Source organism: Mesorhizobium sp. WSM4837 (assembly GCF_055811435.1).
The window spans coordinates 28,946-50,348 of sequence record NZ_JBVVQE010000011.1; the positions used below are offsets into that span (position 1 = coordinate 28,946).

A 21,403-nucleotide genomic window follows, 5' to 3' on the forward strand; every position below is an offset into this window, starting at 1 on the left:
CAATGATGCTGCGGCTGTCGCGCCACGCTGCCGCGCTCTGTTTTGTCTGCGCGGGGGTTTTCGTCGCCATGACCGCGATGGAGTTCCTCTATTTCCGCCAGCTGAGCGGCGGCCTGCCGTCGCTCGATTTGCGCTTTGCCGGGTTCACCCCGGACGAGGGCATGGCCTGGCTGACGGCACTCGGGCGTCGCGGCAGCGAGATCATCCTGGTCTGGCATTACCTGACCTTCGACCTGCTATTTCCGGCGCTGCTGTCGCTCACATTGGTCAGCCTGATCCTTGCCGCCGGGCGGCGGCTGAAGAACTTCCGGGCTCTGTCGGCCCAGCTTCAGTCGCTGTTCGCGCTCGTCCTGGTGCTGCCCTACACGCTTGCCGATTATGCGCAGAACATCGCGGTGGCCCGCATGCTCTCCGATTTCCTGTCGGCCAATCCGGACTCGCTGTCCTTCGCCTCGGCGCTGATCGTCATCAAATTCGCGCTTCTGGCGATACCCGTGATCGTCATCGCGGTATTTCACCTGGCCGCTCAGAAACAGCGCTGACTGCCCTTCTCCCCTTTGTGGGAGAAGGTGGCCGAGCCCACGGGTCATGCCTTTGGCAAGCCCGAGGACAGGCTCAACTCGGTCGGATGAGACACATCGCCCGGCGCCGGGCGCCATCGTAGATGAAAGGTGCGCGGGCGCTTTCTCTGATATATCGGCTTTGAAATCGAGCCCTTGGCCCAAGCCGCTATCCGATTGAAATGAAACAGAGTTTGAAGTTACTTTCATGGCAGGGGTGTTGGAAGGATCGCGGCCATTAAATCGTTAAAATCATTCAATATTTTAACGCGGCGTTTCTTCCAGAACCCCTCATCCGTCTCGGCGCTAACGCGCCGATCCACCTTCTCCGCAAGGGGAGAAGGACGTCGCAGACGCTACAAATCGAACAGCGCGATCTTGCGCTTGTCGAACTTGATGGCGAGCTCGCCGCGCACCAGTTTGAGCGCCGCCTCGCCGAACACGGCGCGTCGCCAGCCTTGCAAGGCCGGCACGTCGGCGTCCTCGCCCTCGGCGGCGATGCGGTCGATGTCGTCGCTCGAGGCCAGCACCTTCGAAGCGACGCCCTCCTTTTCGGCGACGATCCGCAACAGCACTCTCAGCAGTTCCGCGGCGGCATTGGAGCCTTCGGGCGGCTGAAAACTCTTCGGCAGCTTCGGCATCTCTTCCCTGGGCAAGGCAAGCGCGCTGTTGACCGCGCCAAGCAGCGCCGTTGCCGTCGCCGAGCGTTCCCAGCCTTTCGGCGTGGTGCGCAGCTTGCCGAGTGCTGCCGCATCGCGCGGCGCCTGCTGCGCCACCTCATAGATGGCGTCGTCCTTGAGCACCCGGCCGCGCGGCACGTCGCGTTCGCGCGCCTCACGCTCGCGCCATGCCGCCACCGCTTGCACGATCGCCAGTTCCTGCGGCTTGCGCAGCCGCATCTTCAGCCGCTTCCAGGCGTCCTCCGGATGCGGATCGTAGGTTTCGCGGGCGGTCAGCACGTCCATCTCCTCGTTCAGCCAGTGGGCGCGGTTTTCCCGCACCAGCTCCGCGCTGAGGTGCTGGTAGACCTCGATCAGATGGGTGACGTCGGCAAGCGCGTAGTCGAGCTGTTTTTCGGAAAGCGGCCGATGGCGCCAGTCGGTGAAACGTGAGGACTTGTCGAGCCGGGCGCCGGTGACCTTCTGGACGAGTTGGTCATAGGAGACGCTGTCGCCGAAGCCGCAAACCATCGCCGCCACCTGGGTGTCGAACACAGGATGCGGCACCAGATCGCCGAGATGAACGATGATTTCGATGTCCTGGCGCGCCGCATGGAAGACTTTGACGACCGCCTCGTTGGCCATCAGCCTGAAGAACGGCTTCAGGTCGATATCGGGTGACAGCGGGTCGATCAGCGCCGTCACCCCGGGTGCTGCCATCTGGATCAGGCAGAGAATCGGCCAAAAGGTCGTCTCCCGAATGAATTCGGTGTCGACGGTGACGAAATCCGACTTTTCGAACGCGGCGAGAGCGGTCTCGAGTTCTTTTTGGGTGGTGATGACGTGCATCAAATCGCTTTTGGCAAAGTGTAAGGTCTCCTTCAATTTCAGCCGCGCGGGCTTTCGTCAAGCCGCTGTCCGGGTTTCAAGACCTGGCGGGCCGTCATCATTGCCTGGCAGGCCCGTCGGAATCATCGTTGCGCTTGGCCAGCCGGGCGAACACCGTCGATGTGCGCAAAAGGCCGATGAAACGGCTGCGATGGCCGGCCGGCACGCCCGATCGCACCTGCATCCGGTACAGGATGACCACGACGAAGATGGCGTAGACGGTGGCGGTGAACACGAACAGCGCGCTTGGCCCGAAATACTGCATCGCCGTCGAGGCGGCGAACGGCCCGCCAATGGCGCCGAAGGAATAGAACAGCATCAGCGCCGCGTTGATCAGCACGAACTCGCCCTTGTCGGCGCGGTCGTTGGAGTGCGCCGCCGACAGCGAATAGAGCGGCATGGCGAAGCAGCCGAAGATGAAGACGATCACGAAGTTGAGGGACGGATCGCTGCGCGCCCAGAACACCAGCGCCAGCGACGCCAGCAGCGCGCAGCACGTCGTTATCAGCAGCACCGAACGCCGGTCCCAGCGGTCGGACAGATAGCCGAGCGGATACTGGATGATGGCGCCGCCGAATATGCCGACGCTGACGAAGGTGACGACGTCGGTGACCGACATGCCGATCTGTTCGGCATAGACCGGCGACAAAGTGCGAAAAGCGCTGTTGGTGACGCCGACGGCAATGCAGCCGAAGCAGCCGAGCGGCGAGATCCGCCAGACGCGGGCGAGGTCGAGCTTGACGTCTTCGGGCGGGGTCGGGTTGGAGCGATCGCCGAGCGACACCGGCACCAGCGAGAGCGTGATCATGATCGACATGACGGCGAAGATGGCGAAACCGCCGGCGCCAACGATCGGGATCAGGAACTGTGCGCCGGTGACCGAACCGATGTCGACCATCCGGTAGATGGCCAGCACCCGCGCGCGGTCCTTGTTGGCGGCCCCGGAATTGAGCCAGGCTTCCATGATGGTGAACAGGCCGGCGAAGCAGAAGCCGCCGGCGAGACGCAACGCGCACCACATGACCGGGTCGACGACCAGCACCAAAAGCAATGTCCCGGCCGAAGCGATCGCCGCCAGCGCGGAAAACGCGCGGACATGGCCGACGGCCTTCATGATGTGGGTGACGGCGAGGCAGCCGAGCAGGAAGCCGGCGAAATAGAACGTCCCCATCAGCCCGATGGTCGAGGCCGAAAACCCCTCCTGCGCCCCGCGCAATGCGATCAAGGTGCTCTGCAGGCCGTTGCCGCCGAGCAGGATGCCGGCGGCAATAAGGAGCGGGATCAGCGGGCGCATGGAGGACATGAAGGAGGGCCTGTCGTTGATCCTTCTTGAACCATCGCCCACGCCAATGCCAGCGGCAATTGCCGGCGGTTAGCAGGCCAGCGCCGGCTATCAACGTATCAGTTTGATTTTAGCTGGGAATCCTTCGCGCTGCCGATGGCGCACTCGGGTGGCTTGCCGCCCTATCGAAGAATTCTGTTTTTCATCAGCCATTTGACGGAGCGGGGCCACGCGTAATTCGCACCCATGCGCAGGTCGGTAAACCCCTGCGAAACAGGTTGCCCGGTATCAGCGTCGAGGATGCGAATGAACATCGTATGCTCTGTTCGGCTGACGCGCGTTACGACGCCCAGCAAGGCAAGAGACGCGCCGTGCTCTTTGGCGATCTTGCTTTCACAGCCGCCGCAATTGCGCAATCCGTGCGGCGCCACCGCCTGCTCATCCCCGGCTGGCACATCAAGCACTGTAAAGCGCCCTGACTGGGAGAGCATGTCCTTCGCCATTTGTGCCGACTCGGACAGATAGCGCCTATCATGTTCATCCGGCGGAATTATGCCTGCGCCAGCGCTCTTGTCTTCCAATTCGAAAGGAAACACCTCGATGGACATCGGCTTTGTCTGTGCGTGTGCAAATGCGCAGGTGCCGACAAGCAGCATCACCAGGACAGTCAATGTGCGAATGCGCATGGTAGTCCTCCCGCCAATGTGACGGCCATTGTACACGGCTCGGCCACGCTGATCACGATCAGGCGGAGGAAATTCTACACTTTGACTGTGGTGCGGAGTTTTCACACAGCCACGGACGAATGCCGAAGTTCGAATCAAGATGCTGCCCGGGCGACGCCTGCCTTGACAAAGGCGGCCTCTCATGTGCTTTTCGCGCAAATTTTCGGGCCGGGCCATCATGCCTTGGCCGCAATCAGACATCCGGACTTATCCATGACAATGCATCGTTACCGCAGCCATACCTGTGCCCAGTTGAGGAAAAGCGACGTCGGCTCTTCCGTTCGCCTTTCGGGCTGGGTGCATCGCGTACGCGATCATGGCGGCCTGCTGTTCATTGATTTGCGCGACCACTATGGCCTGACGCAGATCGTCGCCGACCCGGATTCGCCGGCTTTCAAGATTGCCGAGACCGTGCGCGGCGAATGGGTCGTCCGCGTCGACGGCGAGGTCAAGGCTCGTCTGGCCGAGACCGCGAACGCCAATTTGCCGACCGGCGAAATCGAGGTTTTCGCGCGCGAGATCGAAGTGCTGTCGGCGGCCAAGGAACTGCCGCTGCCGGTGTTCGGCGAGCCGGACTATCCCGAGGACATCCGTCTCAAATACCGCTTCCTCGATTTGCGCCGCGACACGCTGCACAAGAACATCGTGGCGCGCACGAAGATCATTGCCGAGATGCGCAAGCGCATGGGCGAGGTCGGCTTCACCGAATTCTCGACGCCGATCCTGACCGCTTCGTCGCCCGAAGGCGCGCGTGATTTCCTGGTGCCGTCACGTATCCATCCCGGCACCTTTTACGCGCTGCCGCAGGCGCCGCAGATATACAAGCAATTGATCATGGTGTCGGGCTTCGACCGTTACTTCCAGATAGCGCCTTGCTTCCGCGACGAGGACCCGCGCGCCGACCGGCTGCCGGGCGAATTCTACCAACTCGACCTGGAAATGAGCTTCGTCGAGCAGGACGACATTCTGGCGACCATGGAGCCGGTGATGCGGGGCGTGTTCGAGTCCTTTGCCGCCGGCAAGCCGGTGACGCAGGAGTTTCCGCGCATCGCCTATGACGTCGCCATGCGCAAATACGGCACCGACAAGCCGGACCTGCGCAACCCGATCGAGATGCAGGCGGTCTCCGAACATTTCCGCGAGTCCGGCTTCAAGGTGTTCGCCAACATCCTTGCCAACGACCCGAAGGCCGAGGTCTGGGCCATTCCGGCCAGGACCGGCGGTTCACGCGCTTTCTGCGACCGGATGAATTCCTGGGCGCAAGGCGAAGGCCAGCCGGGCCTCGGCTACATCTTCTGGCGCAAGGAGGGCGAGAAGCTCGAAGGCGCCGGTCCGCTCGCCAAGAACATCGGCGAGGAGCGCACCGAGTCAATCCGCCTCCAACTCGGGCTTGCCGATGGTGACGCCGCCTTCTTCGTCGCCGGCGACCCGAAAAAGTTCGTCTCGTTCGCGGGCGCGGCACGCACCCGCGCCGGCGAGGAGCTGAACCTGGTCGATCGCGACCGTTTCGAACTATGCTGGATCGTCGACTTTCCCTTCTTCGAATGGAACGAAGACGAGAAAAAAATCGATTTCGCCCACAACCCGTTCTCGATGCCGCAGGGCGGCATCGATGCGCTCAACGGTGAGGATCTGCTCGGCATCAAAGCGTTCCAGTATGACATGGTCTGCAATGGTTTCGAGATCGCTAGCGGAGGCATCCGCAACCATCTGCCGGAAACCATGGTCAAGGCATTCGAGACTGTCGGGCTCAATCGCGAGACGGTCGAGGAGCGCTTCGGCGGCCTCTACCGCGCCTTCCAGTACGGCGCACCGCCGCATGGCGGCATGGCGGCCGGCATCGACCGCGTCGTCATGCTGCTGGTCGGTGCCAGGAACCTTCGTGAAGTGACGATGTTCCCGATGAACCAGCAGGCCTATGATCTGTTGATGAGCGCGCCGTCGGAAGCCAGCCCGCAACAGCTTCGCGAATTGTCGCTGCGCGTCGCAGTGACCAAGAAAGAGGGTTAAAAACGTCCCGCAACCGACTCTAAACGCTGTCGTTTTGCGCTGCCCTCATCCGCCTGACGGCACCTTCTCCCCGTATAGTGACGGGGAGAAGGACAGATGGCCGCGACGTTGGCACCCGTCTTGCAACGCTGCCAGTTGGCGAAATCATTTGTGACGGTGTCTTTTTCCCCGTCACTATCCGGGGAGAAATGCCCGGCAGGGCAGTGAGGGGCGGCGCTGACGCTCCGAGGCCCCCGCCCCAATCAGTCTTCGTTCGCCTTGACCGTCACGCCAAGCGTCTTCGTCAGGTCCGCCGGGTTGGACATGGCGCCTGCCATGATCAGCGCGAACGGCACCGCTGCCGGCGGCTCGGCCAGGATCTCAATGCTCTGCGGATCGTCGAGATATTTGCCGACCGCAGCCGACACCTGCGCCGTCAATTCCGGATTGTTGAGCTGCGCCATGCCGAAAGGCACGACCGCCTTGGCCTGGTTGGCGACGTCCTTGCCGGACATGCCTTGCTGCTTGCCGACATAGTCCAGCACCTTGTTGGTCAGAGAATCGTCGTCAAAGCGGATCGAAGCGCTGTTGAACGAAAGCTGCTGCAAAACGCCAAGCATGGCCATGCCTTGCGCCGAATTGTCGGCGCCTTCGGGCTGCGCCGCCATCTTCTTCTGCATCTCCTGTAACGACTTGATGACGTCGAGCGTGTAGCCGCCGAAACCGAAGGTCATGCCGAGCGTTCCGGCATTGTCGACGGAGATGTCGTATTTCGACAGCTCCATCTTGCCGTCCGCAGGCTGCCAGGTGCCCTCCATGGCAAGGTTTCCGGTGATGTTCTGGTAGCCGAGCGCGTTGATCACGTCCTTGGACTTCGGGTCCTCGACCAGCGTCAGGTCGGCATTGAACTTTTCCGTGGTGCCGGAAAACGCCATCGCCTTGCCGTCGGCTGGCGGGGTGATTTCGATGGCGAGCCCGTCCATCGAGAAGGCGGTCTTGTCGGCGACCTTGACCGTCATGTTGTCGAGCTCGGCCGATTCATACATCATCATTGAACCGAGCGGGCCTGTGGCGCCGTCGGCCGGAACCGTCATGTCGTGGATGATGAAGGGGCTGAGGTCGAGCGTGACGCCGTTTTCGCTGTGCTGGAATGCCGAAGTCGAGACGGTTTCGATTTCATAACCGCCATTGGCTTCGGTCACGCCTTCGAGCTTGATGTCGCCGATCTTGAGCGCTTCCTTTTCGGCCGCCGGTTTGAGGGCCACGCCCTGCAGCACCATGCTGGAGGCATCGCCCGTCACCCCGGTCCAGGAGATGTCGACGCCCTGCGCGGCGAGAGCCGCCTTCAGCCGGTCGGCGACCGCCGCATCTTGCGCGAGGGCCGCATTCAGCGGCAGCGTCAGCAGCAAGGTCGAAAAAGCGAGTCTGTTGAGTGTCGAGCGTCTGATCGTCATCGCGGTTCCCTGAGAGTGTGCTGAAGATTTTTCAATTTGTTGCGCCGTCACCCTTCCGTGACGAACTGGACGGGAAAAAGGCGTTCCGCCGCACAATGGTGGAAAACCACGGCGAAAGGCAAATCCGATCCATTGTCATAGAAGCGGGATGTAACCGAGTGATGTTGCTGGCATCCGGTTCGTATTGCGCAAGAGGCTGCCCCATTCAGGCGCCTCTTGCCGCGAATCACCCGCTCGGCTAGTCCCAACCTATGGGAAAAAGGCTTTTGCCGCCTGGCGATGGCGGTGGCGACAACATCGAGCCGGTCGATCTGAAGAAAGCGCTGGAAGAGCGCTATCTCGCCTATGCGCTGTCGACCATCATGCACCGGGCGCTGCCGGATGTGCGCGACGGGCTGAAGCCGGTCCATCGCCGCATCATGCATGCCATGCGGTTGCTCAGGCTCAACCCCGACCAGGGCTTCGCCAAATGCGCCCGCATCGTCGGCGAGGTGATGGGCAAGTTCCATCCGCATGGCGACCAGTCGATCTACGACGCGCTGGTGCGGCTGGCGCAGGATTTTTCGATGCGCTATCCCCTGGTCGACGGCCAGGGCAATTTCGGCAATATCGATGGCGATAACGCTGCCGCCATGCGCTACACCGAAGCGCGCATGACCGACGTGGCGACCGAGCTGCTGTCCGGCATCACCGAGAATGCGGTCGACTACCGGCCGACCTACAATGAGGAGGACGAGGAGCCGGTCGTGCTGCCCGGCGCCTTCCCCAACCTGCTCGCCAACGGCTCGTCCGGCATTGCCGTCGGCATGGCGACCTCGATCCCGCCGCACAATGCCGCCGAGCTTTGCGACGCCGCCCTGCATCTGATCGAGCAACCCGATGCGCCGGTGACGACGTTGATGGATTTCGTCCAAGGCCCGGATTTCCCGACCGGCGGCATCATCATCGACAGCCGCGCCTCGATCCTCGAAGCCTACGAGACCGGTCGCGGTGGTTTCCGCGTCAGGGCGAAATGGAGCCAGGAGGACCAGGGCAGGGGCACCTGGAGCATCGTCGTCACCGAAATCCCCTATGGAGTCCAGAAGGCGCGGCTGATCGAAAAGATCGCCGAGCTGCTGATGGCGCGCAAATTGCCGCTGCTCGAGGACATCCGCGACGAGAGCGCCGAAGACGTCCGCGTAGTGCTGGTGCCGAAGAGCCGTTCGGTCGATCCCGGCATCCTGATGGAATCGCTGTTCAAGCTGACCGAGCTCGAAAGCCGCTTTCCGCTCAACATGAACGTCCTGTCGCGCGGCAAGATACCCAACGTGCTGTCGCTGAAAGGCGTGCTCAAGGAATGGCTGGAGCACCGCCGCGAGGTGCTGATCCGCCGCTCCAGGCATCGCCTCGGCGAGATCGAAAGGCGGCTGGAGATCCTCGCCGGCTATCTGATCGCCTATCTCAACATCGACGAGGTGATCAGGATCATCCGCGAGGAGGACGAGCCCAAGCAAGTGATGATGGCGCGCTGGTCGCTCACCGACAATCAGGCCGAAGCCATCCTCAACATGCGGCTGCGTGCCCTGCGCAAGCTCGAGGAATTCGAGATCCGCAAGGAATTCGACGGTCTCACCACCGAGAAGAAGCAGATCGAGGCGCTGCTCGCGTCCGACGCCCGGCAGTGGTCGATGATCAAGTGGGAGGTCTCCAGCATCCGCGAGAAATTCGGACCGGAAACCGCGCTCGGCAAGCGCCGCACCCAGTTCGCCGACGCCCCCGAACATGACCTGACCGACATTGCCCATGCCATGATCGAGCGCGAGCCGGTCACCGTGGTCGTTTCGGAAAAGGGCTGGCTCAGGGCGATGAAAGGTCATCTGACCGACCATTCGTTGCTGACCTTCAAGGAGGGCGACAGCCTCAAGCTCGCCTTCCACGCCCAGACCACCGACAAAGTGCTGGTCTTCACCACCGGCGGCAAGTTCTACACGATCGGCGCCGACCGGCTGCCGGGCGGGCGCGGCCATGGCGAACCGATCCGCATCATCGTCGACATGGACAACGACCAGGACATCGTCACCGCCTTTGTCCATGATCCCAAGCGCAAGCTGCTGTTGGTGTCGCACGACGGTAACGGCTTCATCGTGCCGGAAGAGGAAGTCGTCGCCAACACCCGCAAGGGCAAGCAGGTGATGAATGTCAAGGCGCCCGACGAGGCCCAACGCTGTATGCCGGTCGCCGGTGACCATCTCGCCATCGTCGGCGAGAACCGCAAGATGCTGATCTTCCCGCTCGCCGAAATCCCCGAGATGGGGCGCGGCAAGGGCGTTCGCCTGCAGAAATACAAGGATGGCGGCGTCCTCGACCTCAAGACCTTCACGCTCGCAAGCGGTCTCTCCTGGCAGGATTCTGCCGACCGCACCTTCACCAAATCACGTGAAGAGCTGGTCGAATGGATCGGCGCCCGGGCCTCGGCTGGACGCATGGTGCCGAAGGGATTCCCGAGGACGGGGAAATTCGGGTAGTTGCTAATCTCCCCCTAGAGGGGGAGATGTCGCCGAAGGCGACAGAGTGGGTCGTCGCGCGTGAAGCTCCAGCCTCCTCTGTTAGGGTCGCGTCTGAACGTTCCGACCCCCTCTGGCCTGCCGGCCATCTCCCCCTCAAGGGAGGAGATTAGCAGCTCCATCCAAACATTTGGAATGTCGTCACGATTGCTGCACTATGTCGGTGCATAAGCATCGCTACATTAGGCGCGGACACACGCGTTTGGGAGAAATGGGCATTTGAAAGAAGCCAGGGTTCGGAAACCGGAAGGGCAGCAACGCCTGTTCGGCCTGTCGACGCCGGTCAGATCCGCAGTCATTCCGCCGCTGTCCGCGGCGCGGTGGCTGCTGGTGCTGATCGTTGCCGCCGGGGTCTATTTCTTTCATGGTTTCCTGGTCCCGGTGCTGGCTGCTCTGGTCATCGCCTTTGCCAGCTGGCCGCTCTATCGGCGGTTGCTTGCTGCCGTCGGCGGCAACCGCACGGTCGCCGCGACATTGGCGATCCTGTTCATCCTCGCCTTCCTGGTGGTGCCGATCGCGCTCGCCGGCGCCTACGCCAGCAACGAAGTCCGCGAATGGGTTGGCTGGGCGATCGAGACCAACCGCCATGGTGCGGTGACGCCGCACTGGATCGCCACGCTGCCGGTGGTCGGCGACTGGCTGAACGAGCAGTGGACGCGCAATCTCGGCCATCCCGGCGGCATCGGCGAGCTGATCCAGCTGATCAGCGGCGCCAACATCGGCAGCATCTACCGCGGCGTGCTGGCCGCCGGCGGCAGCGCCTTCGGCCTTCTGCTGGCGCTGCTGTTCATGATGATCGCGCTGTTCTTTGCCTATCGCGACGGCGAGCATTTCGCCGGGCAGGTCGACCGTCTCGGCGAACGCATCCTGCCGACCAGGTGGGAGCGGATTTCACGCGTCGTGCCGGCGACGATTTCCTCGACGGTGACCGGCATGACCATTATCGCCATCGGCGAGGGGGTGGTGCTGGGCGTGGCCTACTGGCTGGCCGGCGTGCCGTCGCCGGTGACGCTCGGCGCCCTGACCGGCATCATGGCGCTGATCCCCGGCGGCGCACCGCTGTCCTTCACGCTTGTTTCGATCTATCTCGCCGCCAGCGGCTCGCCGATGGCCGGTTTGGCGCTGTTCATCTGGGGAAGCGTCGAACTGTTCATCGTCGACAAGACATTGCGGCCGAAGCTGGTCGGCGGCCCGATAAAGCTGCCGTTCCTGCCGACCTTTTTCGGCCTGGTCGGCGGCGTCAAGACGATGGGCTTTCTTGGCCTGTTCATCGGTCCGGTGCTGATGGCGTTGCTGGTCGCGATCTGGCGCGAATGGCTGCGCGAGGTGGAATTGGCCGACGAGCTTGCCCCCGCAGCGCCGGCGGAACTCGAAGGGGCGCCGCCGCAAATCGAAATCGTTGCCGAGAAGAAGTCTCAGGCCGGGTGACGGACTGCAAGGCTGGCGCGGCGTTTTCGCCCCTCACGCAGCTGCCATAGCGAATGGGCGACCAGCGTGACGATCAGGATCGCACCGCCGATCAGGCTGTTGCGCGACGGCATCTCGGCAAAGATCATCCACATCCAGACCGGCGCCAGCACGGTTTCGAGCAGATAGAACATCGCCACTTCCGGTCCCGAAATATATTTCGGTCCGTTGGCGAGGCAGAAGAACGAGATCGGCATGATGACGGCGCCGTTGAAGATGATCCACCACGGCGCGTTCACCTGGAACCCTTCGCCCGAAACCATGAACACCGCGATGGCCAGGGGCAGGATCACGCCGATCAGCGAAGTGAACCCCATGTCCTTGCCGCTGGCGCGCGAGATGGTGATGGCCAGCGCAATGAAGAAAGCCGAGCACAACGCCATGAGATCACCGAACAGGTGGCCGGTGCCGATCGAATCGCCGACGATGATCGCGACGCCGACGATCATGACCAGCATCGCCATCACGGTGACCAGTCGCGGCTGCTCCTTCAGGAACAGCCAGGACAGCAGCGCCGCGAACACGGCGTTGAAGGCCAGGATGAAGACCAGATTGGCGGTCGTGGTGTGATAGATACTGATGACGAAGGTAACCGAGGTCAGGCCGTAGCACAGGGCGACGACGAGCCCTGACCAGCCGGGGATGAGCTGCGGCGCGTTACGGCTCAGCGAGCGCCACACGGCCCAGATGATCAGCGCCGCGACCAGGGTGGTGCCGGTGCGCAGCAGGAGGATCGTCCATGCGCCGCCGTCGGCGAGCCGGATCAATGGAATGTCGATGGTCAGCGTCAGCCCGCCGATGGCGGTGATGAGAAGGCCTTTTTGATGATCGTTGTGGGACGACATGGCAGTTCCCGCAATGAATTTGGAGGCAGGCGCAAAATTGGCCCAGCGTCTGGCGTTTCAGCCACGCAGCCGAAAACCAGAAGCATCCTCCCTTGAAGCAGTTTAAGGATGGTTGGCGAAAGAGCGGATCAGCGCGAAACCGCTTCGTGGTCGTAGCGTTCCCAGCCTTTCGGGCCGAGATGCTCCTGCGGCATGAAGCGCATCTTATAGTTCATCTTGCGCGAGCCGTTGACCCAGTAGCCAAGATAGACATGGGGCAAGCCCATCGCCCTGGCGCGAGCGATGTGGTCGAGGATCATGAAGGTGCCGAGCGAGCGGTCCTCGAAGTCCGGGTTGAAGTAGGAATAGACCATCGACAGGCCATCGGCCATCTTGTCGGTGAGGGCGACTGCGATCAGCTCGCCCTGGCCCTTGCCGGTAATAAAGCTGTCGGGGCCGCGGCGCCGGTATTCGATGACCTTGGTGTCGACATGCGTGTCCTCGACCATCATGGCGTAGTCGAGCACCGTCATGTCGGACATGCCGCCGCGGCGATGGCGAGCATCGAGATAGCTGCGGAACAGCGAATACTGCTCGGTCGACGGTTGCGCGTCGTGCATCGCGCCGATGAGGTCTGAATTGTGCTGTATCACCCGCTTCATATTGCGGCTGGCAGTGAATTCCTGCGCCAGGATGCGCACCGAAACGCAGGCGCGGCAGGTCTCGCAGGCCGGCCGGTAAGCGATGTTCTGCGATCGCCGGAAGCCGCCTTGCGTCAACAGGTCGTTCATCTCCGATGCCTTGTCGCCGACCAGATGCGTGAACACCTTGCGCTCGAACTGGCCCTCAAGATACGGGCATGGCGACGGCGCGGTCAGGAAGAACTGCGGCGACTGGGTTGGATGCTGCGTCATCGACCCTTGGAAACACTCCTGCGAATCATCATACCTTTGGCGCGCACGGCGAAAAATTCAACAGGATTGTGAAAGCGTGGCTACCGGACGCCTTCACTTTGCACATAAATGCTCGCTGGGGCTGGTGAAAAGCTGTTTCAGCGGTCACTGCGGCTGACCACCGTGCCGAGCAGCAGGTCGTGCAGCGTGCGCTTGCGGTCGGCAAACAGCGACACCAGAAGGACCAGCGGCGTCAGGATGACGTTGCCGGCCCAGAACAGAACCGAATGCACCACCGCCGTCAGCCCGTCGATGCGGGTGCCGTCCAGACGGTCGAGCCGGATCCCCATCATCTTCATGCCCGTCGTGGCCTGGTCGGCGCTGCCGAGCGTGTTCCAGATGTAAAGGATGGCGACGGCCGGCACGAGGATGGAAAACAGCATCCAGCCAAGGCCAAGCGTCAAAATCCCGAGGAAGAACACCAGGATCGCGAACGGAATGGTGAGCAGCGCGACGATGCAATAATCGATGATGAAGGCGAGGACACGCCGCGTGCGCACGCCATCATAGGCCCTGACATCATCGAGCCTGCTGATTTCGCCGTCGAGAACGCGCGCGTTCATGTCATTTCCTCGCAATCAGGCCCGGCATAGGGTGCGGGCCGCCTGGTGTTGAAATGGTGAAGTCCTGCGGCGGAATCAAGATCGAGCCTTTTTTCGGCCCTGCTACCGGGCAACGCCGAATGTAGACTGGATCGGTTGAATTTGCAGCACGGATGACGTTAGTTTGCTGCAGCGCAACAAACACGGCAAATGCGCCCAAGGGGCGAGGGACAGGGCCAATATGGACTACGACATGCTGGTCATCGGCAGCGGGCCCTCAGGGCGCCGCGCCGCGGTGCAGTCGGCCAAGCTCGGCAAATCCGTGCTGGTGGCCGACAGGGGCCGGCGCCTTGGCGGCGTGTCCGTGCATACCGGCACCATTCCGTCGAAGACCTTGCGGGAAACCGTGCTCAACCTCTCGGGCTGGCGCGAGCGCGGCTTCTACGGGCGCGGCTACCGGGTCAAGCAGGATATATCGGTCGGTGATCTGATCGAACGCCTGCACAAAACGCTCGATCACGAGGTCGAGGTGCTGCAGCACCAGTTCATGCGCAACACGGTCAAGAGCGCGCGCGCCACAGTCAAGTTTCTCGGTCCCAACAGAGCCAGCCTGACGACGGATACCGGCGACTACAGCGAGGTCGGTTTTGCGCATGCGCTGATCGCGGTCGGCACCCGCCCGCACCGGCCGCGCGACGTGCCCTTCGACAAGATCCGTGTCTTCGACAGCGACGAAATGCTGGAACTCGAGCGCCTGCCGCGGACGCTGACGGTGATCGGCGCCGGCGTCATCGGCGTCGAATACGCGACGATCTTTTCGGCGCTCGACGTGCCGGTGACGCTGGTCGAGCCGCGCGACAGCATCCTCGATTTCGTCGACCGTGAGATCGTCGACGATTTCATCCATCAGATGCGCGACCGCGGCATGACGATCCGGCTCGGCAGTGCGATCAAGGAGATCGCCTCGAAACCAGACTATGCCGAGGTGACGCTTGCCGACGGCCGCAGCATACGCTCGGAGATGGTGCTTTATGCGGCGGGGCGCACTGGCAATGTCGGCGCGCTCGGCCTCGATGTGGTCGGCATCGAGGCCGACTCCCGGGGCCGCATCAAGGTCGACCCGCAGAGCTTCCGGACCAGTGCGCCGAACATCTATGCCGCCGGTGACGTCATCGGCTTTCCGAGCCTCGCCTCGACCTCGATGGAGCAGGGCAGGGTGGCCGCCTGCCATGCCTTCGGCGTGCCGTTGCCACCGCCGCCGGAAACCTTTCCCTACGGCATCTACGCCGTGCCGGAAATCTCGACCGTCGGCCAGTCCGAGGAGCAGGTGCGCGAGGGCGGCGGCGCCTATGAGGTCGGCGTGGCGCGCTTCCGCGAAACCTCGCGCGGCCATATTATGGGCGTCAACACCGGCTTCCTGAAGCTTCTGTTCTCGATCGAAACGCGCCGGCTGCTCGGCGCGCATATCGTCGGCGAGGGCGCAACCGAACTGATCCACATCGGCCAGGCGGTGATCAATCTCGGTGGCACCGTCGATTTTTTCGTAAACAACACCTTCAACTATCCGACGCTGGCCGAAGCCTACAAGATCGCCGGGCTGGATGCCTGGAACCGGATGGGCCGGGCATAGGGCGACGGGCTCATCAATTCGCCAGCGCGATGGCGGCTGCCGGGCCCGCCAGCCACTGCCTGACGATTTCAGCATCCCGGTCGCCGATTTCATGGCCGGAGGCGATGGTGTGGGCCTCGACCGCGGCGCCATGCGATTCGAGCAATGCGACCAACGCCGGGGCGAAGGGCGCGTAGGTCAGGTCATCTGCGCCGGCGATGATCAGCACGCGCGCTTTGGACAGATCGGCCGGGGGCACGTCGTCGAGCACCGGCATCGGGCGCAGCAACGCTGCCCGTTCGATGCGGCCGGAATGCAGCAGCATCACGCTCGAAACCAGATTGGCGCCGTTTGAATAGCCGAGGAAACTCGTCCGGGCGAGATCGAGACCGTGGCGCTTCGCGGCCGCGGTGATGAAGCCGGCGAAAGCGTCCGCCTCGGTGCGGATGCTCTCCTGTTCGAAGCGCGTCGGCGTGATCCGCGCGAACCAGCGGAAACCGTCCTCCTGGGCGATACGGCCGCGCACCGCCACCAGCACGGCGCGCGGTGCGATTTGCCGCGCCAGCGCCACCAGCGTCGTCTCGTCGACGCCGGACCCGTGCAGCAGGAAAAGGCATTCGCCGCTCGCATCCACGGGCCGGTAAAGGCGGTAGAAAAACGGCAGGTCGCGCCGCAAAAAGCCGTCTTCCTGAGGTTTTTCGGCCATATTGCATCCTATTGATTTCGTGTGGTTTTTATTCATTTGCCGGCTTCAAAACGGAATATTTTCGAGCTCCTTCAAAGTTGATTGAACCGGGCGCATTTCAGTCCGTTTGTTTGCCGATATGCTCCTGCGGGAGGAATCGAAGCGGTGCGTCCGGCGGTCGCATCGATCGCGGCATGAACAACCAGCTTTGAGGCCTTTTATCGATGACCATGCCAATTTCACCGGATCGCGGGCCGCGTATCCCGGATCGCGATACGCGCATCGATGTGTTCCGCGCTCTCGCTCTGCTGATCATATTCGTCGACCATGTCCCGGGCACGGTTTTCGAGACTCTGACCTACAAGAATTTCGGCTTTTCGGATGCCGCCGAGGCCTTCGTGCTGATCTCCGGCATGTCCGTCGCGCTCGCCTACGGCTCAAAATTCCAGTCCGGAGACCGGCTCCTGGCGACACTGAAATTGTGGCGCCGCGCCGGAGTGCTCTATGTTGCCCACATCGTCACGACGATGGCGGTGCTGGCCATCTTCTGCGCGGCGGCGATGTTCGCGAAGCGGCCGGACATGCTGACGCTGATCAACATCGAGCCGTTGATCTGGGACCCGCAACATGTGCTGATCGGCATCGTCACGCTTGGCCATCAGCTTGGCTACAACAACATCCTGCCGGTCTATGCGGTGCTGCTGCTGATGGCGCCAACCTTCCTGCTGTTCATCAGCTACCGGCCTTTCACGGCGCTCGCCCTGTCCGGAACTCTGTGGCTGGTTGCCGGGATCTACCAGATCGCCCCGCCAAATTATCCGGAGCCGGGCTTCTGGTTCCTCAATCCGCTGTCGTGGCAGTTCCTCTTCAACATCGGCCTGGCGAGCATGCTGCACATCCGGCGCGGCGGCGTCATTCCGGTCAATCGCTGGCTGGTCGGCGCGTCGGCGGCCTATGTCGCGACGGCGTTGGTCTGGGTGCACAGCCCGCTATGGGGGCACGTGTCGTGGCTGAACCTGCCGGTGGTGCTGACCGGCTTCGACAAGACCTTCCTGTCGCTGCCGAGGCTGCTGCACATCCTGGCGGTGAGCTATCTGATTGTGGCGTTTCCTTCTGTCTCCAACCTGTTCCGCACCAGCCGCGACCATCCGCTCGCCATATTGGGCAAGCGATCGCTGCCGGTTTTCATCACCGGCACGGTGATTGCCATGGCGGCGCAGGTGATGAAACTGATCAACCCGGGCGGATTTGCCTATGACAGCCTGCTGATCGCCGCCGGCATCGCCGTGCAGTTCGCGCTCGCCTATTATCTCGAATGGCTGTCTTCTATTGGCGGCAACAGCAAGCCGGTCCGCAGCCAGGCGCCGCCGATCCATGCATCCTTCGGCGTGGGGACCATGGCGGCAGGCGTTAATAGGTAGACGCCAGGCTCAGGCTGCCTTGGGCGGCGGTCCCGAAGATGCCCTGACGACAAGCTCGACGCCAAGCGTCTCGCGCCGCACCGTGCCGTCGAAATCGAGGATCGTTCGCGCCGCCCGGCGGCCGATCTCGGCGATTGGCTGCGCGACCGTGGTCAGCGGAGGATCGCAAAGTGCGGCGTCAGGCACGCCGTCGAAGCCGACGACGGAGACGTCGCCGGGAACCGCAATGCCACGCGCGGCCAACCATTCGATCGCGACCATGGCGATCCGGTCCGACATCGCCAGGATGGCGGTCGGCTGCGCTGCCGAGGCGAAGATCGTTTCGAGGCCGGCCCTTGTGCTGGCTTCGTCGTTTTCGGTCTCGTATACCGGTATCCCGGCGGTATCGACGCCATACCGGGAAAACGCCTCGAAATAGCCGACGAGGCGATCGCGCGTGCCGGTGTAAAGGGCCGTCCGGACCTTCTCCGGCGAGACAAGGCCGGTGCTGCCGTCGGCGAAGGGCAGCGCCAGCACGGCAAAGCGCCGATGGCCAAGCTCGGCGAGATGCTGCGCCGCCAGGCGGGCGCCGGCGACATTGTCGACGCCGATTGCCGAAACGGTGTCGTCGTCGAAGCCGAGCTCAAGCGCGACAAAGGGGAGTTTGCGTTCGCGCGTCAGTTCGACAAGCCGTGAACCGCCCTCGATGCAGAACAGGATGAAGCCGTCGACGAGCGCGCTCTGGATGTTCCAGGCAAGTTTTTCCTGGTTGCCGGCCGATACCAGCGCTATTCCCGCGCCGGTGGCGTCACAGGCCTCGGAAATGCCGGCCATCATCGCGCGGGCAAAGGGATCGTCGAAGAAATAGGACAGCGGCTCGGTCGTGGCGACGCCGATCGCGTTGACCTTGCCGGCGCGCAGCAGCCGACCCTTCGGGTCGGGACCGGCATAGCCCATCGCCTCGGCCGCCGCCTTGACCCGTTCGCGGACTTCCTCGCGCACGATCTCGGGACGGCTGAACACGTTGGAGGCGGTGCCGTGCGACACCCCGGCGGCCTTGGCGATGTCGGCCAGCCGGATGGGTCTAGTATTGCTTTCGCTGGATGATGCCATTTTTCTGCTCCAGCCTGCTATCTAGCACCTTTGTTGGATCGATTCAAATTTTGCTTGACATCAGCGCGGTCCAAGCCTACTTTTGAATCGATCCAATTGAGTATCGTCATTGGATCGATTCAGCAAGGAGCGAGCCATGCACCCCGTCAATTATTTGTTCGAAGACATCTATCGCAACGACTGGAGCATAATTTCGAAGCCGGAGACCCGGACGCGTCGAGGCAGCGCCGGCTGGATCCGCGATCTGCAATTTCTCGTGGAGCGCAAGCGGAGCTGATCGGCAGCGCTTTTTTCATGCCTGTCGATTGGATCGATTCAAACCTCAAGTCGAAGAGGAAACCAAGCCATGCACCCGATCAACCATCTGTTCGAAGAGATCTATCGCAACTATTGGGGCATCTCGCCGGCCATCGACAGGCCGGAGCGGCGGCGCCTGGCCAAGCCGGCGGCACGCAATCGCGACCTGCCGGTCCGGCCCGAGCGCCGGCAAGAGTGGCCATCGTCTGACTAACCGTCGTTTGGCGGAAGCCGAATCCGGCCGCCTCAGGAGCGCGGGCGCCTCAGCGCCGAGGCCGCAACGGCCAGCCAGCCGGCGATGAGCAAGGTGCCGCCGATCGGCGCCGACATCGAAAAAAGCCGCGAGCCGAGGAAGTCGCGGGCAAGGAGATCGCCGCAGAACAAGACAAGCCCGACGAGAAGAATAAGGCTTGCGGTTCGCATGATCCGGTTTGCGCCAACGAGGCCGACGGCAAGGAAGACCGGTGCATGCATGAGCAGGAAGGTCGCGACCGTGCCGACGAAAGCGCCGCCCAGATGTGCCGCCGCGGCAGAAAGCGCCACACCGGCCGCGCCGCACAGGCCGCCGGCGAAAACAAGGATGCGGCCGATGCCGCTTGCTGGGTGGTCGGCTGTGCTCATGGCTTGGACTCCGTGAAGTGGCCCGCAAACGGTGTCAGGATTTGCCCGCCTGCACCAGCATGTCGCGTGCGCGGCGCGACTGGACCAGCCAGTTATACGCCGCTCCGCCCGCCATCAGCACGGATGTGCCGAGAAACACCGTGCGCATGCCGAAATGACCGCCGACGAAGCCGCCGAGCAGCGGGCCGGCAACCTGTCCGACATACTGCGCCGAGATCGACAGACCGAGCACATTGCCGCCGACGCCGTCCGGAACATTATGGCGGATGACACTGGTGATGCAGGGCAAGAGGCCGCCAAGCGCCAGTCCCATCAGGAAACGCAGGCCGACGAGCTGCCAGCCCTGGGTGACGAAAGCCTGCGGGATCAGCAGCAGCGCCGAAACGGCAAGCGCCGCGATGATGACGTTCCAGTGGCCAACGCGGTCGGCGAGCCTGCCGAGACGCGAGGCCGACAGGATGGCGCCAAGTGCCGCCGCCGACATGACCACGCCGGACATCAGCGTGACCCGGCTTTGGTCCTCGATGATCTGTTGCACATAGACAGCGATGATCGGCTCGATCGACATGGTGGCGAAACTCAGCAGCGTGCCGGTCACCAGCATGGCGACGATCGGGCGCTTGTCCGGGACTTGCGACCAGCCGCCTTTCGGCTTCTCGGTCGATGCCGATTTGTCGGTTTCCGGGCGAGGGTTCTCCTTGATGAGAAAGGTCGTTGCCAGGAACGCCAGGAAAATCATGCCGCCGGCGACCAGGAAGGTGGCGCGGATGCCGATCAAGGGCGGCAGCGCGCCGCCGAGCAGGGGACCGACGAGGGCGCCGCCGGTGATGCCGGCCGACAGCACGCCGAGCGCCCAGCCCGACCGCTCCTTCGGCGTCTGCATGGCGACGAGAATGGTCGAGCCCGAGGAATAGCCACCGGCGAAACCGATCAGCAGGCGTAGCAGCACCAATTGCCAGACGGTCTCCACCATGCCGGTCAGCGACATGCAGACGGCCATGCCGAAACTGGCGCGCACCAGCATCAGCTTGCGGCCGTAGCGGTCGCCAAGCCGTCCCCACAGCGGCGCGACCAGCGCGGCGGCGAAGAAGGTCGCGCCATAGGCGATGCCGGACCACTGCACAACAGCCGCGTGGCCCTCGGCGCCCAGCTGCTCGACGTAAAGCGGCAGGAAGGGCAACAGCAGCGTCATGGCGACAAGCGTGCTGAACGAGCCGGCAAAGCACACGGCGAGATTGCGGCGCCAATGGATATTGTGGGCGCCTTGGGTGGCAGGGTCTTGCGGCATGTCTGTCCTGTCCGGCAGTCTCTCGACGGCATCATTGCACAAGAACTGGCGCAGCCTGCCTGCCAGGGGACTAGCCAGCGTCGCGGGGTGATTGCGGTGGCAACCACTTTCGCACTCGCTTCGCGAGCGGCGATGGCGTAAGAGCGGCGATGGAAAACAACCGATTTGAAACACCCGTGACCGTCAAGGGCGCGGCGGGAACCACTCAGCTCTTGCGCACGGCTCGCGAGGCTTCCGACTACCTCCTCAACAACTGGCCCGGCAAGCGCAGTCCAAAGCATCGCGAAGCGCTGCAGGCCTGCCATGATGCGCTGGCCGGCGACAAACCGGCAATGATCGCAAGGCGTGCCTTCATCGCCGCCGCCCGCGAAGTGAACGTTTTCGTCAGCGACAAGGCGCCGGTCTGAAGACGCAGCGAAATCTGATCTGATCCGCCTCGCGGGCCGGGTGCGCTTTTACTAAGGGGCAATCGCTTCAGCTTGCGCTGCCCCTCTTGCCCTGCCC

20 protein-coding genes are annotated in these 21,403 nt (G+C 63.0%); 9 read left to right on the forward strand and 11 right to left on the reverse strand.

Annotated features, from left to right (window positions below):
• Positions 1-2 precede the first annotated feature (2 nt).
• The gene (locus AC0L3D_RS08650; protein WP_031254642.1) at positions 3-542 is read left to right on the forward strand and encodes a hypothetical protein; all 540 of its coding nucleotides are present in this window, start codon (positions 3-5) and stop codon (positions 540-542) included.
• A 374-nt stretch (positions 543-916) separates the two neighbouring features.
• Here AC0L3D_RS08650 and rnd read toward each other — a convergent pair whose 3' ends face one another.
• The 3 genes from rnd to AC0L3D_RS08665 form a co-directional block, all read right to left on the reverse strand.
• A complete protein-coding gene (rnd, locus tag AC0L3D_RS08655; RefSeq protein ID WP_473643898.1) occupies positions 917-2,068 on the reverse strand; it encodes a ribonuclease D in 1,152 nt (383 codons plus the stop codon).
• Between the two features lie 97 nt (positions 2,069-2,165).
• A complete protein-coding gene (locus tag AC0L3D_RS08660) occupies positions 2,166-3,410 on the reverse strand; it encodes an MFS transporter (protein WP_023798438.1) in 1,245 nt (414 codons plus the stop codon).
• 161 nt (positions 3,411-3,571) lie between these two features.
• Positions 3,572-4,075 (reverse strand): DUF3280 domain-containing protein, encoded by a 504-nt coding sequence (locus tag AC0L3D_RS08665; RefSeq protein WP_023798437.1) that lies wholly within the window; start codon positions 4,073-4,075, stop codon positions 3,572-3,574.
• 258 nt (positions 4,076-4,333) lie between these two features.
• On the opposite strand from AC0L3D_RS08665, the gene aspS reads away from it, so the two are divergent.
• Entirely contained in the window at positions 4,334-6,124 is a 1,791-nt protein-coding gene (aspS, locus tag AC0L3D_RS08670) for an aspartate--tRNA ligase (protein WP_287176264.1), read from the forward strand.
• Between the two features lie 242 nt (positions 6,125-6,366).
• Here aspS and AC0L3D_RS08675 read toward each other — a convergent pair whose 3' ends face one another.
• Entirely contained in the window at positions 6,367-7,557 is a 1,191-nt protein-coding gene (locus AC0L3D_RS08675) for a hypothetical protein (RefSeq protein WP_473643900.1), read from the reverse strand.
• A gap of 251 nt (positions 7,558-7,808) precedes the next feature.
• Here AC0L3D_RS08675 and parC point away from each other — a divergent pair, with 251 nt between their 5' ends.
• A complete protein-coding gene (parC, locus tag AC0L3D_RS08680; RefSeq protein ID WP_287229646.1) occupies positions 7,809-10,061 on the forward strand; it encodes a DNA topoisomerase IV subunit A in 2,253 nt (750 codons plus the stop codon).
• A 258-nt stretch (positions 10,062-10,319) separates the two neighbouring features.
• Positions 10,320-11,528 carry an AI-2E family transporter gene (locus tag AC0L3D_RS08685; protein WP_023798433.1) on the forward strand — a complete coding sequence of 403 codons (1,209 nt, stop codon included), beginning with the start codon at positions 10,320-10,322 and terminating at the stop codon, positions 11,526-11,528.
• Here the strand turns inward: AC0L3D_RS08685 and AC0L3D_RS08690 are convergent.
• The 3 genes from AC0L3D_RS08690 to AC0L3D_RS08700 all read right to left on the reverse strand — a co-directional run bounded on the left by AC0L3D_RS08690 (position 11,516) and on the right by AC0L3D_RS08700 (position 13,907).
• Complete coding sequence (locus AC0L3D_RS08690; protein ID WP_473643902.1) at positions 11,516-12,412, reverse strand: DMT family transporter; 897 nt, start codon at positions 12,410-12,412, stop codon at positions 11,516-11,518. The two genes, AC0L3D_RS08685 and AC0L3D_RS08690, sit on opposite strands and share 13 nt — an antisense overlap.
• Before the next feature lie 128 nt (positions 12,413-12,540).
• Entirely contained in the window at positions 12,541-13,305 is a 765-nt protein-coding gene (locus tag AC0L3D_RS08695; RefSeq protein ID WP_027154654.1) for an arginyltransferase, read from the reverse strand.
• Positions 13,306-13,442: 137 nt separating this feature from the next.
• Positions 13,443-13,907: an RDD family protein gene (locus AC0L3D_RS08700; protein WP_023798430.1), complete on the reverse strand. Its 465-nt coding sequence runs from the start codon at positions 13,905-13,907 to the stop codon at positions 13,443-13,445.
• 220 nt (positions 13,908-14,127) lie between these two features.
• Between AC0L3D_RS08700 and sthA the strand changes: the two genes are divergently transcribed.
• Positions 14,128-15,516: a Si-specific NAD(P)(+) transhydrogenase gene (sthA, locus tag AC0L3D_RS08705; protein WP_091591857.1), complete on the forward strand. Its 1,389-nt coding sequence runs from the start codon at positions 14,128-14,130 to the stop codon at positions 15,514-15,516.
• A 13-nt stretch (positions 15,517-15,529) separates the two neighbouring features.
• On the opposite strand, the gene AC0L3D_RS08710 is transcribed toward sthA, so the two are convergent.
• A complete protein-coding gene (locus AC0L3D_RS08710; RefSeq protein ID WP_128246720.1) occupies positions 15,530-16,201 on the reverse strand; it encodes an alpha/beta hydrolase in 672 nt (223 codons plus the stop codon).
• Positions 16,202-16,404: 203 nt separating this feature from the next.
• Between AC0L3D_RS08710 and AC0L3D_RS08715 the strand changes: the two genes are divergently transcribed.
• Positions 16,405-17,601: an OpgC family protein gene (locus AC0L3D_RS08715; protein ID WP_473643904.1), complete on the forward strand. Its 1,197-nt coding sequence runs from the start codon at positions 16,405-16,407 to the stop codon at positions 17,599-17,601.
• A gap of 9 nt (positions 17,602-17,610) precedes the next feature.
• Here AC0L3D_RS08715 and AC0L3D_RS08720 read toward each other — a convergent pair whose 3' ends face one another.
• Positions 17,611-18,693: a LacI family DNA-binding transcriptional regulator gene (locus AC0L3D_RS08720; RefSeq protein ID WP_023798425.1), complete on the reverse strand. Its 1,083-nt coding sequence runs from the start codon at positions 18,691-18,693 to the stop codon at positions 17,611-17,613.
• Positions 18,694-18,829: 136 nt separating this feature from the next.
• Between AC0L3D_RS08720 and AC0L3D_RS08725 the strand changes: the two genes are divergently transcribed.
• Together AC0L3D_RS08725 and AC0L3D_RS08730 are read left to right on the forward strand one after the other, a co-directional pair.
• Positions 18,830-18,970 carry a hypothetical protein gene (locus AC0L3D_RS08725; protein WP_023798424.1) on the forward strand — a complete coding sequence of 47 codons (141 nt, stop codon included), beginning with the start codon at positions 18,830-18,832 and terminating at the stop codon, positions 18,968-18,970.
• Positions 18,971-19,039: 69 nt separating this feature from the next.
• Positions 19,040-19,204 (forward strand): hypothetical protein, encoded by a 165-nt coding sequence (locus AC0L3D_RS08730; RefSeq protein ID WP_091591593.1) that lies wholly within the window; start codon positions 19,040-19,042, stop codon positions 19,202-19,204.
• Positions 19,205-19,236: 32 nt separating this feature from the next.
• Here the strand turns inward: AC0L3D_RS08730 and AC0L3D_RS08735 are convergent, their stop codons facing one another.
• Positions 19,237-19,611 carry a DUF423 domain-containing protein gene (locus AC0L3D_RS08735; RefSeq protein WP_023798422.1) on the reverse strand — a complete coding sequence of 125 codons (375 nt, stop codon included), beginning with the start codon at positions 19,609-19,611 and terminating at the stop codon, positions 19,237-19,239.
• 34 nt (positions 19,612-19,645) lie between these two features.
• On the reverse strand, positions 19,646-20,899 hold the full coding sequence (locus tag AC0L3D_RS08740) for a multidrug efflux MFS transporter (protein ID WP_023798421.1): 1,254 nt from the start codon (positions 20,897-20,899) through the stop codon (positions 19,646-19,648).
• A gap of 149 nt (positions 20,900-21,048) precedes the next feature.
• Here AC0L3D_RS08740 and AC0L3D_RS08745 point away from each other — a divergent pair, with 149 nt between their 5' ends.
• Positions 21,049-21,306, forward strand: a complete 258-nt coding sequence (locus AC0L3D_RS08745) for a DUF982 domain-containing protein (protein WP_023798420.1) — start codon at positions 21,049-21,051, stop codon at positions 21,304-21,306.
• Positions 21,307-21,403: the final 97 nt, after the last annotated feature.